The following is an 18,106-nucleotide window of genomic DNA, read 5'->3' as shown; positions in this document are numbered from 1 at the left end:
GTCGGGGCGCCGCCCGACCCTGCATGATGCGCGCATCGCCAGCCGCCGCCCATACCCCATGCGCCCACTGCGCCTCGCCCTGCTCGCCTTCGCCATGGCCCTCGCCGCTTGCGCCGGCATCCAGCATCATCAGCCGCCACTCACCACGCTTACGGAAAATTCCGGCGGCGCAATGCCGGACGAACAAAAGCGGGTGCACTTCGATCATGCGGAACTGCATATTGCGGTCGACCCTTCGCAGCAGCGCATCGACGCCAGCGCCACGCTGACCTTCACTGCACGCGAGCCGACCAACGTGCTCATGCTGGACCTGGACCGCAACCTGCCGATCAGCGCCATCGAGGTGGATGGCCAAGCGCGGGCATCCAACGAGTGGAGCAATCCGGAAGGACGCCTGCGCATCCAGCTGCCGCATGCATTGCATGCGGACGAACGCGTTTCCGCCACCGTGCACTACGGCGGCCAGCCGCACGTCGCCAAGCGAGCGCCATGGGATGGCGGCTTCGTATGGAGCCACACCAAGGATGGCCAGCCCTGGGTGGGTAGCGCGGTGGAAGGCGAAGGCTGCGATCTGTTCTGGCCATGCATCGATCATCCGCAAGGCAAGCCCGACCTGGTCGACCTGTACGTGACCGTGCCCAAGCCGCTGGTGGCGCCGGCCAATGGCGTGCTGATCGGCGTCAGCGAGGATGGCGACAAACGCACCTATCATTGGCGCGCCAAGCACCCGACCACGTATGCGATCTCGATCAACGTCGGTCCTTATCAGGAGCTCACCGGCGACTATCACAGCCGCTACGGCAACGTGATTGCGCTGCAGTACTGGTACCTCCCCGGCGAGGAAGACCAGGCGCGCCAGCTGTTCGCCCAATTCCCGCGCATGCTCGCCTTCAACGAAGCGATGATCGGTCCCTACCCGTTCGGTGACGAAAAGATGGGCGTGGTGGAAACACCGTACTTGGGCATGGAGCACCAGACCATCAACGCCTACGGCAACCATTATGCGAAGGACGGTAGCGGTTTCGACTGGCTGCTGCAGCACGAGTTTGCGCACGAGTGGTTCGGCAATCAGATGACCAATGCCGACTGGGACGACATGTGGCTGCACGAAGCCTTCGCCACCTACATGCAGCCGCTGTATAGCCAGTCGATCAACGGCGACATGGGTTATTACGCCTGGCTCAACAAGCTGCGCCTGACGCTGCGCGATCGCTTTCCGATCGTGTCGGGCAGCCACAAGACCGAAGAGCAGGTGTACGACGACGAACGCGGCCCCGGGCTGGATATCTACAACAAGGGCGCGCTGATGCTGCATTCGCTGCGCGCGCTCATTGGCGATGAAAAGTTCTTCGAGTGCCTGCGCATGCTGGTGTACGGCACGCCTGATCCAAAACCGGGCAACTTCGCGCCGCACTACGCCAGCGCGCACGATTTCGTCCAGATCGTGAACAAGGTGAGCGGGCGTGATTTGAGCTGGTTCTTCAACGTCTACCTGTATCAGGCGCAGCTCCCCGCGCTGGATCAGCAGCGCCGGGGCGATACGCTCAGCTTACGTTGGCGCACGCCGCACGATCTCCCCTTCCCGATGCCGGTGGAAGTGCAAGTGGATGGCAAGCTGCACGTATTGCCGATGACGCATGGCGAGGGCACGCTGGAAGTGCCGGCCGATGCGTTGGTGATCGTCGATCCGCATTCGAAACTGCTGCGCGATTTGCCGCAGGTGACGGAATTTCAGCAGTGGCAGAAAGCGCAGAAGGCTCAGGGCAAGGCGAAATCCGGCTAGCGCTGTCCTGTTGCTCGACCGACAATTCCACGAGATGTTCTATGTGTCCCCGCCGTCATTGCCGCGAACGCGGCAATGACGGCGAGGCAGGACGAAGCTGGAACCTCGAGCAAGCTTCAGCGCCTGGGCCGCCCCTCCTCGCACAATTTGCCGCGATCACCGCGCACGAAGTCCGCGCTCCAATTCGTTTCCCAAGTACGGTTGTCGTAGGAGAACGCCTGCTCCCAACGCGCATGTTCGTGATCGCGCAAAGTCCAGATAAATCGCACCTTGACCGGGCGGCCCTGCGCGTCGTGATCCTCGTTATAGAACTCGCCCTGCTTACCGTGAAAACCGCCCAGCATGGGCGGCATTTCCAATACGCCTTTCTTGCTGTTGACCCAGTAGATCGACCACTGCCGCTTGGCCGGGTCGAAGATGCGCAGGGTCAGGCCTGCCGTGCCTTTGCTCGGCATGTACAACTCATCCACCGTGGCCGTGCCGCCTAGGTAGGGCGTCGCGCATAGCGTGGCGGAAAACGTGTTCCACTCCTTGCTGCCCACGCCCGTGGCCTTGAGGCGGTGCTGCGTGGTGAGCCAGCCACTGCCCATGAAATAGTCGAAATCCTGCGCAGTACCGGTGACCGTGGTCGAATAACCCGGAGGCAGTTCGCCGGGAGCGGCTTGTGGCGGATGGTTCGCGGTGGCCGCGGTGGCCGCGGTGGCCGCGGTGGCCGCCACGGCCAACGGCACGGCCAGCAGGAAGGCAGATGGCTTGCACTTAAACAGGGACATTGTGGACCTCCAGTGTCGGCGATGAGAGGATGCAACCAGACCATTCTGGCCGTCCGCATGAGCCCCTCACCACTCAAGAATCGGCGTCGAGGCCAAGCGGCACTTGGGGTCGAGGACTACCGGCTGCCGTCGCTCACGGCGATCCGCGCGTTCGAGGCGGCGGCACGGCTGGGCAGCTTCGCCAAGGCCGCCGCCGAACTGGACACCACATCTGCATCCGTCAGTTATCACGTGCGCCGGCTCGAACAGCAGATCGGCGTGCAGCTGTTTTCGCGCCATGCACAGAAGGTCGAATTGACCGTGCCCGGCCAATTGGTGGCGACCGAGGCGACCCAGGCGTTCGCCGCCTTGCGCGCCAGCTTCATCAAGGCCTTCGACACCGACGAATCGCACCTGAGCTTGACCACCCTGCCCACCTTCGGTACGACCTGGCTCACGCCGCGGCTGGGGAAGTTTCGTGCGCAGCATCCGCAGATCACGCTGGAGCTCGACGTCTCGGTACCCGCGCACGACCTTACCGAAGGCCACTTCGATGCGGCCATTCGCAACGGTCACGGCCGTTGGCCGGGGCTGCGCGCGATACCTCTTTTTCCGAGCATCTTCATGCCGCTTTGCGCGCCGGGGTTGAAAGCCGCGGCGCGGAACATCGCCGATCCGCATGCACGACTGGAAGCGCCGCTGCTTGGCCGGCCGGATTGGTGGGCCGCGTGGTATCGCGCGCAAGGTTGCCGCGACGACACGCTACCGGGCGAATTCGGCACCAGCCTCCCCACCGAATACCTGGATATTGCCGCGGCAGTGGCGGGCCACGGTATCGCGATCGGCTCGCCGATTCTGTTTGGCGCTGAAATCGATGCGGGAAGGCTGGTGCCGGCGCACGACTTCGTCGCCACGGACGGACGCTCGTTCTGGATGGTTTTTCCCAGTGCCAAAGAACGCCGCCCCAAGATCGCCCGCTTTCGCGAATGGTTGTGTGGCGAGGTCGAAGAAGATCTGCGCACCGCGCGCGAATACATTCGCAGGGCCAAATCCGGCGCTTTGCATCTGGCTGGCACCCCGTAGCCCGTAGGTTGGGGTGCAAACCCCAACGTCGCAATGCCCATCACGCGTTGGGGTTTGCACCCCAACCTACGTAGTCTGTCCCAGCCTGGTCAGTCGCGCGAAGATCGTGCGCAAACCGCGCACGATCTTCGGCAGCAGCCAGCAGATCAGCACGATAAACAGCGCCAGCAGGATCAGGAGCACCAGCGGATGCTGCCACGCCAGGTAGAGAATCCCCAGCAGCGAAAGATCCTCGCCGACGCTTGCGCCCCAGTTGCTGAAAGGCTCGGGCGAGGTGTTGATCAACGCACGCGTACCGGATTTGGCCAGATGCGTACCCGTCACCACGGCGCCACCCAGCAGCGCCGCGGCGATCTGCTCATCCACGCCGCTGTTCTTGAACACGCCCCACGCAAGCAGGGTGCCCACCGGAATGCGAATGAAGGTGTGGATGGAATCCCACATGCTGTCGAACATCGGCACTTTGTCGGCGAGAAATTCACCGATCATCAGCACGCCTGCGGTGATCAGCACCCAGTTGTGGCTGAGCACTTCCAATCCCGGCGGCAGCGTCACGTAGCCGAGCCGTCCGAGCAGGCCGGCGATGAACAGCGTGGCGTAAAGGCGGATGCCGCTGGCCCAGGCGAGGCCGCCGGCAAGGGCGAGGTTGGACAGCAGGTTCATGGATGGTGGACCTCCCGTGTCGCGATCATCCTCAACCTAACAGGCTACGAAATCCACCGTAGGTTGGGCTTAGGCGGAGCCGAACCTCAACGTTGTCATGCCGCATTGCGATGTTGGGGTTCGGGTTCGGCTCAGCCCAACCTACGGGAGATGCTTGGTTAAAAAAACAGCGCCGGAGCGCTGCTTTTTCCGTCCACGGCAAACCCTCCTTACCTGCCGGCGGGTTTCGCGATGCGTGAAGCCATCGGCACCGACGCCGCGAGGCTGCGCACCACGTCTTCCTTGAGCAGATAGATCGATACGGCAAGCAGCACCACGTCCTTCATCAGGAACGCCACGTTGCCGACCATGGCTGGGAAGCCTCCGGCCGATGCAGCCCAGCCGTTCGGCATGAACGGGATGATCGTGACTGTCATGACGAAGGTGACGACCGAGCCTGCCGCGCCGAGCATGCCCAAACGCCGGCTCCAGAAACCGGCCAGGATCAGCGCGCCGAACGTCCATTCGGAAATACCCAGGAAGGTGCTGGCACCGCGAATGCCGAACACCGGATACATCCACGAAATGAGCGGCCCATGGCTGATGAAGGGAATCAGCACCTGGGCTTCATATTGAAACCATTTCTGGTAACCGAAGAAGAAAAAGACGATCACCATGGACGCGCGAAGCAGGTGGTAGTCGAGATCCTTCTTGAGCAACCCGGAGCTGGCAAGGAGGCGAATGAGCGAGTTCATGCAAGCTGTCCTCGATAAGAGTGGTGGCAATGAGTGTTTTGGCCGCACAAGCCAGGCACGTCGCCGGTGTTGCGGCATGGGCACTTTACGCAGCCACGTTGAGCCGTTTAATGTTGCTATCGCTCAAATACATGCCAATTCGTCTCAACGAGGTTTCCCATGCCGCCACCGATGGATTGGCTGAGCCGTCTGCTTGAACTCACTCCCGTGCGCGGGCAACTCGACTTGCGCTGCATGTATGGCGCGCCCTGGCGCATCGACCAGCGCGAATCGGCACCCGGAGAAATGGCCTATCACGTGGTGCTGGGCGGCACGGCGATGCTGGAAAATCCTGGCGGCAAACCGCAACCGCTGGTGGCCGGCGACATCGTGCTGCTTGCCGAGGGCGATGCGCACAGCCTGCATGACGGCAGCGGCAAGCGTGCGAAACCGGCGCGCGAGCGTGCCGTGGCGAACCTGATGATCAGTGAGAATGCCGGCGCGGGTGCGCGATTGGACATGCTGTGTGGACGCTTCGTGCTGAGTCCGGCGCATGCGCAATTGCTGCGCAGCTATCTGCCGACGCGCCTGATCGCGCATTCAACGGCGCGCGCGCAGAACGCGACGGAGACCGGCCTGCACTTGTCGAACCTGCTGGCGCTGATGCGCGCGGAGACGAACGACGACGGCCTGGGCGGACGCGCCATGCTCAATGCACTGTCGACGGCGCTGTTTGCGCTGACGTTGCGCTTTGCCAGCGAATCGGGCGAGGCGCCAGCCGGCTTGCTGGCGCTGGCAGGCTATCCGCGTCTGGCACCCGCGCTGACGGCGCTGTTCCATCATCCTGGTCACGCATGGACGCTGCCGGCGCTGGCGCAGTTGTGCAACATGTCGCGCGCGACTTTCGTGCGTTTGTTCCAGGAGAAACTGGGCCGTTCGGCGAGCGATCTGTTGATAGATATTCGCATGACCATGGCGGCCAATGAGCTACGCAGTTCGTCGACGTCGACCGCCGCGATCGCCGAACAGGTCGGCTATCAGTCGGAGGCCGCATTCCAGCGCGCCTTCAAGTTGCACACTGGCGTCACGCCGGCACATTGGCGGCGCTCGGCGCCATAGCGCGCCAGGTAAGCATCCTCTGCGGCTGTATGCGCAGAGGATGCCAGTCGCCTTCTTTCAATGCACGGCCGGGAAATCCAGCGTGGTGTCGTTGATGCGATTGAAGACGTTGGTGAACGTGATACCGGCGATCGCCAGGCTGATGTCCACCAGCTGCGCATCGGTATAGCCGGCGTGCGTGATGGCAGCGAAATCCGCCTCGCTGACCGTGCCGCGGGTGCTCACCAGCTTGCGCACGAACTGAACCAGCGCATCGCGCCTGGCCTCGCCGGTGGGCTCGCCCGCGCGGATCTGCTTGAGCGCATCGGGCTTGAGGCCGGCCATCTTGCCGAGCAGGCTATGTGCGGCTTCGCAGTAATCACAGCCGGTGGTGGCGCTGACGGCGAGCCGGATCGTCTCGATATCCTGCTTGCTGAGGCTACCGGCTGCCAGCACGATATCCGCTTGCAGCATGACCTTCAGCGCGCCCGGATTGAGCGCGCCGATCGCGGCATAAGTATTGGGCACGCTGCCGGCGGCCTTCTTGATGTGCGCATAGACTTCCGCGGTGGCGCCCGTAGCGGTGTCGACGGCAGGGACATTGATGCGAGACATGATCGAGACTCCGTTGTGGTTGGGACGGAGCTCACTTTAGACAGCGCGTGCCGACGGCTTAATGCCGCGTCTTCTCAAAAACATGCTCGTTCGTCTCAACCGCATTCTGCGCACAAAAGGCGGCTGATCACGGTCGTCGAAGCGCGAAGGGGCGCGGCTTGGCGCCATGACGTTGGTCGAAAGAAAGCGCCAATGAGCCACGTTGCGCACGCATAAAAAAAAGCAGCGCCGGAGCGCTGCTTTTTCATATCGCAAACAAGCGAGCCCTACTTGGTGCTGCTGCTCGACGCCGCCGGCTTGGGCGCCTGCGACGCGCCGGGTTCCACCATCGGCGTGGGCAGCGAAACCTGGCCGTTGGTGGAAGCGAGCGAAGCGGTCTCGCCCTGTTTGCCGCCATAGGGCAGCACTTCGGCGGCCAGCTTCGGGTTGGCGTTGATCAGTCCGATCGCGTCGTACAGCACGTGCGCGGTTTCCTGCAGTTGCGGGTCGGCGGCCTTTTTGGCTTCTTCCTGTTCCTTCAGCTCCGTCTTCAGGCTGCGCTCGTTCGGGTTGAGGCCGTCGTCGAGCTGGCTCTGGTCTTCGAGTGCGGCGGCGGTATTGCCGTCGATCGCCTTGTGGCGCGCGCGGAATTCGGCCTGCATGGCATCCAGCTGCTTACGCTCCGCCTCGCGCTGGTCGTAGTTGAGCGAGATGCTGGTGCGATCGGCCAGCTTCTTGTACTGGGTCAGTTCGTCGAGCATCAGCTGCCACGCCGGCGACTTGGCCACGCGCGCGTCATGCAGTTGCTGCAGCTGCGGCAGGTAGGCCTTCATGTCGGCCACCGGCTTGTAGTCGGCCGGCGCGATCTGCGTCCACTGCAGCGCGTTGTCGTAGGTGGATTCGCCGAAGTCCTTGTCGTCGCCGTTGCTCGGGTACTGGATGTCCGGCGTCACGCCGCGCAGCTGGGTGGAGCCACCGTTGATGCGGAAGAATTCCTGCACGGTCATCTTCAGCGCGCCGAAGTTCGGCTTGGCATCGGGATCGGCCGCGAAACGGTTGAGGTCGATCAGCGTCTGTACCGTGCCCTTGCCGAAGGTCTGCGTGCCGATCACCAGGCCGCGGCCGTAGTCCTGGATCGCCGCGGAGAAAATCTCCGAAGCGGAGGCCGTGCCGCGGTTGACCAGCACCGCCAGCGGGCCGCTCCAGGCCATGCCCGGATCGTCATCGCCCTGCACCTGCACCTGGCCGCGCGCATCGCGCACCTGAACCACCGGACCCTTGTCGATGAACAGGCCAGTGAGTTCGTTCGCCTCGTACAGCGAGCCGCCGCCGTTGTTGCGCAGGTCGATCACCACGCCCTGCACGCCTTCGGCCTTCAATTCACCCAGCAGCTTGGCGACGTCGCGGGTGGCACTCTTGAAGTTCTTGTCGCCTTCGCTGCGCGCGCCGAAGTCGGAGTAGAACATCGGCAGTTCGATCACACCGATCTTGCGCGTAACGCCGTTGTCGGTGACTTCGACGACCTTCTTCTTGGCCGCCTGCTCTTCGATGGTGACTTTCTTGCGCACCAGCGTGATCATTTCGTGCTTGCCATCGGTGCCCTGGTCGGCGGGCACGATTTCCAGGCGCACGGTGGTGTCCTTCTTGCCGCGAATCAGGTTGACCACATCGTCGATGCGCCAGCCGACCACGTCCTGGACCGGGCCGCTTTCGCCCTGGCCCACGCCCATCACGTAGTCGCCCACGTGCAGCTTGCCGGACTTGGTCGCCGGGCCGCCGGGCACGAGTTCGCGGATGACGGTGTAGTCATCGCGCTGCTGCAGCACCGCGCCGATGCCTTCCAGCGAGAGCTTCATGGAGATGTCGAAGTTCTCGGCCGCGCGCGGGCCCATGTAGTCGGTATGCGGATCGGTCGAATTGGCATACGCGGTCATGAAGGTCTGGAACGCGTCCTGGCCGTCGAGCTGCTTCACGCGGTCGATGTAGTTGGCATAGCGCTTGTCCAGCGTCTTGCGGATGTCGTCGTCGCTCTTGCCGGCCAGCTTCAGGCGCAGCCAGTCGTTCATGGTGCGCTTGCGCCACAGATCGTCCAGCTCGGCCTTGTCCTTGGGCCAGTCGGCCTTCTTGCGGTCGATGACGTAGCTGTCGTTGGTGTTGAAGTCGAAGCCCTGCTTCAACAGGCCGCGCGCGTAGGTCATGCGGTCGATCGCGCGCAGGATGTACTGGTTGAAGATGTCGAACGGGCCGGCGAGGTCCTTGTTCCAGATCGCGTTGTCGAACTGGTCCTTGTACTTGGCGAACTTCGCCATGTCTTCCTGCGTGAAGAACACCTTTTCGCCGTCGAGCAGCTTGAAGTACAGCTTGTAGATCTTCGCCGACATCGCATCGTCGAGCGGCTGCGCGTCGTAGTGGAAGCGGGTGAGCAGATGCGCCGAGATCAGCGCCGCGTTGGCTTCATCGGCGTCCGGCTGCAGCGGCAGCTCCGACACCTTGCGCGGCTTGCTGGCGCCCATGTCGGCCGCCGATTGCGCGAAGGCCGCCGTGGTCGTGACGCCGAAGGCAATCACCAAAGCAAGCAGGGGACGAAAGCGAAAGGTCATGGGGTTCTCTTCGGGCCTGTTCAGGCGTGCTCGGTGACGCCAGCCGCGTGAGCTTGCTGGTCGGCGTGATAGGAGGAACGGACAAGCGGGCCGGACGCGACGTGGTTGAAACCCATCGCCTCGCCTGCGACGCGCAGCGATTCGAATTCATCGGGCGTCCAGTAGCGCACCACCGGATGATGGTGTGGCGTGGGCTGCAGATACTGGCCGATGGTGATCATGTCCACGTCGTGCGCGCGCAGGTCGTGCATGGTTTCGATGACCTGCTCGTGGGTTTCGCCCAGGCCCAGCATGATGCCGGACTTGGTGGGTACGTCCGGATGCTGCGCCTTGAAGCGCTTGAGCAGGTCCAGCGACCACTGGTAATCGGCGCCCGGGCGCACTTCGCGATACAGGTGCGGCACGGTTTCCAGGTTGTGGTTGAACACGTCCGGCGGGAAATCCTTCAGCACTTCCAGCGCGCGTTCCATGCGGCCCTTGCCACGGAAATCCGGCGTGAGGATCTCGATGCGCGTTTGCGGACTGGTATGGCGCACGGCGCGGATGCAGGCGGCGAAGTGTTCGGCGCCGCCGTCGCGCAGGTCGTCGCGATCGACCGAGGTGATCACCACGTACTTCAGGCGCATGTCGCGGATGGTGTCGGCCAGGCGCGCCGGTTCCAACGGATCGGGCGCGGCCGGGCGGCCGTGCGCCACATCGCAGAACGAGCAGCGGCGCGTGCACACGTCGCCCAGGATCATGAAGGTGGCGGTGCCCTTGCTGAAACACTCGTGGATGTTCGGACAGGAGGCTTCTTCGCACACCGTCACCAGCGCGTTCTCGCGCAGTCGTGCCTTCAGTTGTTGAACAGCGTTGCCTTGTGGCAGGCGCACGCGAATCCAGCTCGGCTTGCGCAAGGCGGGTACGCTGGTGTCGAAACCGGCGCGGTTGAGCGCGATCTTATCGCCGCCGAGCTGCTTCTCCGCAGAGGTGCCGCTGACGACGCTGATCGGAATGTTCTTGGGGGAAGCTGCGGTGTTATCGCTCATGAAATAGCTCAGACCGCCACGCGTGCGGGGAGTTCGGGGATCACGGGAGCGGCCGCTACAGCTTCGAAGCCGAACTGCCGGCAGAATTCGCCGACCAGCACATCCTCGACGTCCGACAGCCGCGACGGACCGCCCAAGTCTAGCACCTGCGTGACCGCCAGACCCTTGTAACCGCAAGGATTAATGCGGTGGAACGGTTCCAGGTTCATGTTCACGTTGAAGGCCAGCCCGTGAAAGCTGCAACCCCGGCGCACACGCAGGCCCAAGGCTGCCACCTTGGCGTCGGCCACGTAGACCCCCGGCGCGCCCTCGCGGCGGACGGCCTCGATATTCCAGTGCTCCAGGGTGTCGATGATGGCCTGCTCGATCCGATGCACCAGCTCGCGCACCCCCACGCCCACGCGGCGCAGGTCGATCAGCGGATAGGCCACGATCTGGCCAGGACCGTGATAGGTGACCTGTCCGCCCCGATCCACCGGCACCACCGGAATCTCACCCGGTGCGAGGACGTGCTCCAGCTTGCCGGCCTGCCCGAGCGTGAAGACCGGATCGTGCTCCAGCACCCACAACTCGTCCCGGGTATCGGCGGTGCGGTTGTCGGTGAAGGCGCTCATCGCCCGCCAGACCGGCTCGTAGGGCTGGCGGCCCAGGCGGCGGATGTTCAGGGGAAGGGACATGGATGCTGGAGCCTGCGCGGGAATGGGGCCAATCTGTGGCCGCGGGGAATGGCTTGCAAGTGAGGGAAGTACCGACAGATTGCCAGTCCGAATCGCGGCCTGATGAATGCTCGACGCGAGGTTTGCCCCCTCACCCTGCCCTCTCCCCGGAGGGGAGAGGGAAAAAAAACGGGCTGACGCAGCGCTACAACGTGTAGCGAATATCCGGATCCGCCCGCAGCACGCTATGCGCCAGGTCGTATTGCTCGCGCGTGTCGCAACGGAAGCTCACGGTGACGGACAGGAAATTGCCTTCGCGCGAATGACGGTGCTTCACCGTTTCGTGCAGCACCTGCAGGCCGATGCCTTCCAGGATCTGCGGCACGCGGGTTTTCAGGTCCGCGCTGGCGTTGCCCATGGCGGTGATTTCGAATTCGCCGGGGAACTGGAACCCCTGGCCTTCCTGCTGCGCGGTGATGTCGCTCAGTTCTTTCATGGGCTTGCCCCGCTACTTCATCGTTAACCTGGAGCCGTCATTCCCGCGAAAGCGGGAATCCATTTTGCCTTTCGCTTCGGGGCAAGGTGGGTTCCCGCTTTCGCGGGAATGACGTCCCTGTGTGAGAGCCCTCCGCGCAAGTGAAGAGGGCGCTTCAATATTTATTTCTTGCCGCTGCCGTGGAACCACAACAGGATGCTGTCCCACAGGCGCTTGAAGAAGCCGCCCTGCGGCGCGTCGTTCATCGCCACCAGCGGCACGTCCAGGATCGTCTGGCCATCTTCGGTGATATGCAGCGTGCCAACTTGCTGGCCCTTCTTGTAGGGCGCGATCAGCGTGGTGGGCACGTCCATGGTCGCCTTCAGCTTGTCGTAGTCACCGGTCTTCACGGTGACCAGCACATCCTGCTGCACGCCGAGCGGAAGCTGGTTTTCCTCGCCCTTCCACAGGCGCGGCGTCGCCAGCGGCTTGCCGACTTCATAGAGCTTGTGCGTTTCGTAGAAGCGGAAACCGTAGTTGAGCAGCGCGATGGCTGCATCGGCGCGCGCCTTTTCGTTGCTGGAACCCATCACGATCGCGATCATGCGCGCATCGCCGCGCTTGGCCGACGCGGCCAGGCAGAAGCCGGCCTCGGCGGTGTGGCCGGTCTTGATGCCGTCCACGCTGGGATCGCGCCACAGCAGGGTGTTGCGATTACCCTGCTTGATGCCGTTCCAGGTGAATTCCTTGATCGCGGAGATGGCGTAATCGTCCGGATAGTCATGGATCAGCGCGCGCGAAAGAATCGCGATGTCGTGCGCGGTGGAATAGTGATTGTCGGCCGGATAGCCCGAGGCGTTCACGAAGTGCGTGTTCACCATGCCGAGCTGCTTGGCATAGGCGTTCATCAGGTTCGCGAAGGTTTCTTCGGAACCGGCGGTGTGCTCGGCCAGCGCGATGGCGGCATCGTTGCCGGACTGGATGATCATGCCGTAGAGCAGATCCTTCAGCGGCACCTGGCTGTTGAGCTTGAGGAAGCTGGTGGAGCCGTCGGTGCCTGCGCCACCGGCGCGCCATGCGTGCTCGCTGATCGTCACCGGATCGGTCATGTGGATCTTGCCTGCCACCAGCTGCGCCGAGACGACGTAGTCGGTCATCACCTTGGTGATCGAGGCCGGCTCCACGCGCTGGTCGGGATTCTTCGAGGCGAGCACCTGGCCGGTGGCGTAATCCATCAGCACCCACGCCTTGGCATCCACATCCGGCGGCGGCGGCACCGGCACTGCCACGGCGGCCGGCGCTGGCGGCGGATTCGGTACGGGTTTGGGCGGCGTCTGCTGTGCGAAGGCGCTGACGCCGAACACCAGGGCGGCGGCAGCAAAAAGGTGCAAGGGGCGGCGGAACGGATTCATGGGCGGCTTTACATCCAATAATGGCTTTGGCGCGCGCGGCGCCTGATTTCTAGGCAGAAAACGTCAGTCTACCGCGACCTGCGGCTGCGGCAGACCCAATTGTTCGATCTTGGAACTCACCTGGTCGGCGCTGTCCACGTCGGAAAGCGGACCGACCCGTACACGATGCACGAGCCGGCCGCCAATCGTCGCATCAGACACCTGCACCGGCGCGAAATTCGCCACGCGCAGTTGCGCGGCGATGCGTTCGGCGTTGGCCGGATCGGAGAATGCGCCCACTTGCAGGTAAATACTGGGCGGATGCGCGGGCGTAACGGTGGCAAGCGGAGGCGGAGGCGCCTCTTGCTGTGGTGGCGCCGAGGGATCGATGCCCTGCACTTCCACCACTCCGGTGCCCTTGGGCCAGATGCCGATCTTCACGGCCGCGGCGTAGGACAGGTCGATCACGCGGTCTTCGTGGAACGGCCCGCGATCGTTGATGCGCACGATCACGCTCTTGCCGTTCTGCAAGTTGGTCACCCGCGCGTAGCTCGGCAGCGGCAGCACCTTGCTGGCGGCGGTGAACTTGTACATGTCGTAATCCTCGAGGCTCGAGGTCTTGTAGCCGTGGAACTTGCTGCCGTAGAACGAGGCGATGCCGCGTTCGTCGTAGCCGCGCGCCGAAGACAGCACGGTGTAGGTGCGGCCCAGCACGGTGTATGGCGACTTGTTGCCGTAGAGCGAACGCGCCTCAACCTTCGGCACCGGCTCGGGCAGGTTGCTTACATCGGGCGGTGGGCCATCGGGAATGCTGTCGCTGTTGCTGCGGTAGCGGCTGCTCTGGGGTCGGCTGGTATCGTCATACACGCCGCCGGAACCGGAACTGTAGCGGCTGGAACCACTGCCACCATGCGTGGACGCGTAAGACGGGCGCGCACTGCGGTGGCCGCCACAACCGACCAGCATCAGCGTGATCGCAAGCGGCCAGGACAGGCGCCAGAGCGTCTTCATCGCGTGGCGTTCTCCTGAGAGTCTGTCTGGGGCCTCTGCGTGGCCCCAGACAGGCTCTGATTGACGCCGTCCACGATGGCTTGTGCGAGCTGGTTCACCGCCATCGCGTACATCACGCTGCGGTTGTAGGTGGTGATCACGCGGAAATTCTGGAAGGTGAACCAATACTCCGGACCGTTCGCGCCTTGCAGGGTTTGCATGCTGGCCAGCGCCCCGGGATCCAGGTGCTGCAGCGGGCCGTAACCCCAGGCTTCGAGCTGTTCCACCGGCCATTGCGGCGTGGCGTCCTTCACCGTCAACGGCTTGGCCGCCGCATCCGGTTGCGCGCGGGCCGCGACCGGGCCGCCGGTGACCCAGCCGTGCTTGGCGAAATAGTTGGCGACGCTGCCGATGATGTCGGGCATCGAATTCTGCAGATCGATGCGGCCGTCGTGATCTTCATCCACCGCAAAATCGCGGATGCTGCTGGGCATGAACTGTCCCCACCCTTGCGCGCCGGCGTAGGAGCCGGTGAGCGCGGCGAGCGGGCCGGCGAGCTGCGAGTTGGGCAGTTCCAGCAGCGTCTTCAGCTCATTGCGGAAAAACGCCGCGCGCGGCGGGTAGTACAGGCCCAGCGTCACCAGCGCATCGAGCACCTTGTACTTGCCGGTGTTGCGGCCGTAGAAGGTCTCCACGCCGATGATGGCGACGATGTACTGCGGCGCCACGCCATATTTTTTGGCCACGCTTTCCAGCAGCGCCTGGTGTTCGCGGTAGAACGCGACGCCCGCATTGATGCGCGCTGGCGTGAGGAAAATCTGCCGGTAGTCGCTCCACGGCTTGGCTTCGGCCGGGCGGCTGATCGCATCGAGAATGCTTTGCTGCCGCTGCGCGCCGTTGAGCAGTGCGTTCAAGGCGGCCGGATCCTTGCCGGTATCCTTCGCCACTTCGGCCACCAGTTGCGCCTGGCCGGGATGATCGGCCCAAGCGGTGAGCGGTGCCGCGAAGCATAGTGCGGCGAGTGCGAAAATCGTTCGTCCCTTCATGGTGGCGAGGTTAGCACGCATGCGTGCTTTTGCTCGTCGGAACATGGAGCGATTCGCTGCGCTCGACCGCGTAGGTCGGGGTGCAAACCTCAACATGGCGGCACCATGATGTTGGGGTTTGCACCCCAACCTACGCGCCCAGACGTCAATCATGCACTTTGCGATTGGCATGAATCGACATCAGCACGCCAAACCCGACCAAGAGCGATACGGCCGAGGTGCCACCGTAACTCACCATCGGCATCGGCACGCCCACCACCGGCAACAGGCCGGCCACCATGCCGCCGTTGACGAACACATAGACGAAGAAGCTCATGCCGATGGCGCCGGCGAGCAGGCGCGAATAGGTGTCCTTCGCCTCCATCGCGATCCACAGGCAGCGGCCGATGATGAAGGCGTACAGCACCAGGATCGCGCACACGCCGATCAGGCCGAATTCCTCGCAGAACACGGCGAAGATGAAATCGGTGGTGTGCTCGGGCAGGAAATCCAGGCGCGATTGCGTGCCCTGCTCGAAACCTTTACCGAACACGCCGCCTGAGCCCACCGCAATCTGCGACTGGATGATGTGCCAGCCGTTGCCGAGCGGATCGGATTCCGGGTTGAGCATGGTGAGGATGCGGTCGCGCTGGTACTGGTGCATGAAATGCCAGGCGATCGGCACCATGCCGGCCGCGCCGGCCAGCAACAAGCCGATGCGCCACCACGCCATGCCGGAAAGAAACAGCGCAAAACCGCCTGCCGCCGCCACCAGCAAGGCGGTACCCAGGTCCGGCTGCTTGGCGATCAGCCCGGCGGGAATGGCGATCATGCCGCCGACCACGATGATGTCCTTCCAGCTCGGCGGCAGCTGCCTCGGATGCAGGTACCAGGCCACCATCATCGGCATGGTCAGCTTCATCAGCTCCGACGGCTGGAAGCGCATGACGCCCAAATTGAGCCAGCGATCCGCGCCGCGCCCTTCGCCCAAGACCGCCACCACCACCAGCAGCATCACGCTGCCGGCATAGAGCCAGGGCGTCCAGTTGCGCAGCATCGACGGCGGAATGCGCGACATCAACAGGATCAACGCGCCGCCCAGCGCAAAACGCGCAGCCTGCCCGCCGACCAGCCCGAGGTTGGCGTCGCCCGCGCTGTACAGCGTCACCAGGCCCACGCCACACAGCAGCATCAGCGCGAAGGTCAGCGGCAGGTCGATGCGCGGACGCGTCCACACGCGCCGCAGGAAACGAAGGAAACGGAAACGCAGGGTGCCGATGGTCATTGCGCGTCGTCTCCGGCGGTGGAGCTATCCGGTGCGGGTACGTCGCCTTGCGGCGTGTCTTCCGGCTCAGACGGCGTCTGCGCCGACGAGGCCGCCGCCACGGCGGATTCTTGCAACGGTTGATGCGGCGGCACCGCGCCGCCCTGCGAGACAAGCCATGCATCGAGAATCTTGCGCGCGATCGGGCCTGCGTCCTTGGCGCCCCAGGCGCCTGCCTCCAATACCACGGCGACCGCGATGCGCGGATCCTCCGCCGGCGTAAACGCTTCGAACCATGCACGATGGCGTGCAGCGAGATACGCCGTGTTCTTGTTCTCGTTATACGCATTGCCGACGCGCGAGAAGCGTTCGGCGGTACCGCTCTTGCCGGCGATACGATACGGGAATCCATCGCCCAGCTTCGTGCCGAAGCCGGTCGAAAGCGGGTCATTGCTGTAGATCACCAGCTGCATACCCTCGTTTACCGCTTCCCAGTCCTTCATGTTCTTGATGATCGAAGGACCAACGGGCGGATTGGCCAACGGCGCGGGCGGCTTGCCGACATCCGCGGTCGACATCACCACACGTGGCGCGTACGGCACGCCGCGTCCGGCAAACGTCGCCAGTGCATGCGCCAACTGCATCGTGGTCACCGACCAGTAGCCCTGGCCGATCCCCGCAATCACCGTCTCGCCGGGATACCAGGTGCGCTCCTTGGGCGAATGCTTGGCCTTCCATTCGCGCGAAGGCAGGATGCCCGACACTTCGCCCGGAAGATCGACGCCGCTGGGATGCCCGAATCCATACGAGCCCATGAATTCGCTGACGCGGTCGATGCCAAGATCCAGTGCAAGCCTATAGAAGTATGTATTGACCGATGCATAGATCGCTTTATAGAGATTCACCGTACCGGCGCCATAGCGCTGGTCATCGCGATACCCACGCGACTGCCCCGGTATGTAGAACACACCAGTGGACAACACCGAATCCTGCGGCGTGCGCACGCCGTACTCCAGGCCCGCCAGGGCCATGAAGGGCTTCACCGTGGAACCCGGCGGATAGGCGCCCTTGAGCGCGCGATTGATCAGCGGCTTGTCGGGCGAGGTGATCAGCGATTTGTAGTCGGGCGAGCTGATGCCGTTGACGAACAGGTTGGGATCGAACGAGGGCACGCTGACCATCGCCAGCACCTGGCCGTTGCGCGGATCGATCGCCACCGCCGCGCCGGGCCGGCCCTCGAACGCATCCTGCGCCGCCTGCTGCACGCGCGCATCGATGCTCAGGTAAAGATTCTTGCCCGGCGTCGGCGGATGGGTTTCCAGCACACGCTGCACGCGGCCGTCGGCGTTGACTTCGTCCAGTTCGTAGCCCGGCGTGCCGTGCAGCAGGTCTTCGTACGAGCGCTCCAGGCCGATGCGCCCGATATGCGTGGTGCCTTTGTAGCGGTCCGGATCGAGATTGGCCATGTCGTCCGCATCGATGCGGCTGACGTAGCCGATGACGTGCGCGAACAGCGGCCCCATCGTGTAATGGCGGGTGAGGTAAGGCACCACGTCCACACCGGGAAAGCGCCAGCGGTTCACCGCGAAACGCGCGATGTCGTCCTCGGTCAGGCGCATCTTCAACGGCACGCTGTCGAAGCGGCGCGACTGTTTGAGCTGCTTGTGGAACGCGTCCAGGTCGTCCTGGTCGAGCGGGATGACCTTGCTCAGCTCGGCCAGCATGTCGTTCATGTGCTGCACCAGCTCCGGCCGCACTTCCAGGCGGAACGCCGGCACGTTGTCGGCCAGCAGCACGCCGTTGCGGTCGTAGATCAGTCCGCGTGCAGGTGGAATCGCACGCGGCTTCACGCTGTTGTTGACCGAGCGGGTGGCGAATTCGTCGTGATGCAGCACCTGCAGGAACACGTAGCGCCCCACCAGCGCGCACAGGCCAAGCAGGATCAGGCCGAAGCCCGCCAGCGCGCGGCGCCGGAACAGCTCGCCTTCGCC

The 18,106-nt window shown here is 63.8% G+C and carries 16 protein-coding genes; 3 read left to right on the top strand and 13 right to left on the bottom strand.

All coding sequences use genetic code 11. From position 1 onward, the window contains the following. Window positions 1-58: 58 nt before the first annotated feature. Complete coding sequence (locus ACTHNE_RS05675) at window positions 59-1,783, top strand: M1 family metallopeptidase (RefSeq protein WP_440268734.1); 1,725 nt, start codon at window positions 59-61, stop codon at window positions 1,781-1,783. A 116-nt stretch (window positions 1,784-1,899) separates the two neighbouring features. On the opposite strand, the gene ACTHNE_RS05670 is transcribed toward ACTHNE_RS05675, so the two are convergent. Continuing rightward, window positions 1,900-2,556 carry a hypothetical protein gene (locus tag ACTHNE_RS05670; RefSeq protein ID WP_440268733.1) on the bottom strand — a complete coding sequence of 219 codons (657 nt, stop codon included), beginning with the start codon at window positions 2,554-2,556 and terminating at the stop codon, window positions 1,900-1,902. Between the two features lie 57 nt (window positions 2,557-2,613). On the opposite strand from ACTHNE_RS05670, the gene ACTHNE_RS05665 reads away from it, so the two are divergent. Beyond that, the gene (locus ACTHNE_RS05665) at window positions 2,614-3,618 is read left to right on the top strand and encodes a LysR substrate-binding domain-containing protein (RefSeq protein WP_440268732.1); all 1,005 of its coding nucleotides are present in this window, start codon (window positions 2,614-2,616) and stop codon (window positions 3,616-3,618) included. A 66-nt stretch (window positions 3,619-3,684) separates the two neighbouring features. On the opposite strand, the gene ACTHNE_RS05660 is transcribed toward ACTHNE_RS05665, so the two are convergent. Continuing rightward, window positions 3,685-4,281: a DUF4126 domain-containing protein gene (locus ACTHNE_RS05660; RefSeq protein ID WP_324947393.1), complete on the bottom strand. Its 597-nt coding sequence runs from the start codon at window positions 4,279-4,281 to the stop codon at window positions 3,685-3,687. Between the two features lie 209 nt (window positions 4,282-4,490). Beyond that, window positions 4,491-5,015: a YkgB family protein gene (locus ACTHNE_RS05655; RefSeq protein WP_324947395.1), complete on the bottom strand. Its 525-nt coding sequence runs from the start codon at window positions 5,013-5,015 to the stop codon at window positions 4,491-4,493. Between the two features lie 159 nt (window positions 5,016-5,174). On the opposite strand from ACTHNE_RS05655, the gene ACTHNE_RS05650 reads away from it, so the two are divergent. After that, on the top strand, window positions 5,175-6,113 hold the full coding sequence (locus ACTHNE_RS05650) for an AraC family transcriptional regulator (RefSeq protein ID WP_324947397.1): 939 nt from the start codon (window positions 5,175-5,177) through the stop codon (window positions 6,111-6,113). A gap of 57 nt (window positions 6,114-6,170) precedes the next feature. On the opposite strand, the gene ACTHNE_RS05645 is transcribed toward ACTHNE_RS05650, so the two are convergent. The 10 genes from ACTHNE_RS05645 to mrdA form a co-directional block, all read right to left on the bottom strand. Beyond that, window positions 6,171-6,707, bottom strand: coding sequence for a carboxymuconolactone decarboxylase family protein (locus ACTHNE_RS05645; RefSeq protein ID WP_324947399.1), 537 nt, complete (start codon window positions 6,705-6,707; stop codon window positions 6,171-6,173). Between the two features lie 266 nt (window positions 6,708-6,973). Next, window positions 6,974-9,286, bottom strand: coding sequence for a carboxy terminal-processing peptidase (locus ACTHNE_RS05640; RefSeq protein WP_440268731.1), 2,313 nt, complete (start codon window positions 9,284-9,286; stop codon window positions 6,974-6,976). A gap of 20 nt (window positions 9,287-9,306) precedes the next feature. Beyond that, a complete protein-coding gene (gene lipA / locus ACTHNE_RS05635) occupies window positions 9,307-10,314 on the bottom strand; it encodes a lipoyl synthase (protein WP_440268730.1) in 1,008 nt (335 codons plus the stop codon). An 8-nt stretch (window positions 10,315-10,322) separates the two neighbouring features. Further along, a complete protein-coding gene (lipB, locus tag ACTHNE_RS05630; RefSeq protein WP_324947405.1) occupies window positions 10,323-10,991 on the bottom strand; it encodes a lipoyl(octanoyl) transferase LipB in 669 nt (222 codons plus the stop codon). Window positions 10,992-11,175: 184 nt separating this feature from the next. Continuing rightward, entirely contained in the window at window positions 11,176-11,466 is a 291-nt protein-coding gene (locus ACTHNE_RS05625) for a DUF493 family protein (RefSeq protein WP_324947407.1), read from the bottom strand. Between the two features lie 161 nt (window positions 11,467-11,627). Further along, window positions 11,628-12,857 carry a D-alanyl-D-alanine carboxypeptidase family protein gene (locus ACTHNE_RS05620; protein ID WP_324947409.1) on the bottom strand — a complete coding sequence of 410 codons (1,230 nt, stop codon included), beginning with the start codon at window positions 12,855-12,857 and terminating at the stop codon, window positions 11,628-11,630. A 63-nt stretch (window positions 12,858-12,920) separates the two neighbouring features. Next, window positions 12,921-13,847, bottom strand: a complete 927-nt coding sequence (locus tag ACTHNE_RS05615) for a septal ring lytic transglycosylase RlpA family protein (RefSeq protein WP_324947410.1) — start codon at window positions 13,845-13,847, stop codon at window positions 12,921-12,923. Next, complete coding sequence (gene mltB, locus ACTHNE_RS05610; RefSeq protein WP_440268729.1) at window positions 13,844-14,872, bottom strand: lytic murein transglycosylase B; 1,029 nt, start codon at window positions 14,870-14,872, stop codon at window positions 13,844-13,846. Before mltB ends, ACTHNE_RS05615 begins: the two co-directional genes overlap by 4 nt. Window positions 14,873-15,017: 145 nt before the next feature. Beyond that, window positions 15,018-16,136, bottom strand: coding sequence for a rod shape-determining protein RodA (gene rodA / locus ACTHNE_RS05605; RefSeq protein ID WP_324939686.1), 1,119 nt, complete (start codon window positions 16,134-16,136; stop codon window positions 15,018-15,020). Next, the coding region (mrdA, locus tag ACTHNE_RS05600) for a penicillin-binding protein 2 (RefSeq protein ID WP_440268728.1) at window positions 16,133-18,106 on the bottom strand (1,974 nt) is incomplete at its 5' end. The genes mrdA and rodA, both read right to left, overlap by 4 nt.

This window comes from Dyella sp. (assembly GCF_051954575.1).
Lineage (GTDB): Bacteria > Pseudomonadota > Gammaproteobacteria > Xanthomonadales > Rhodanobacteraceae > Dyella_B.
This window is presented reverse-complemented; position numbering and strand designations above follow the sequence as displayed.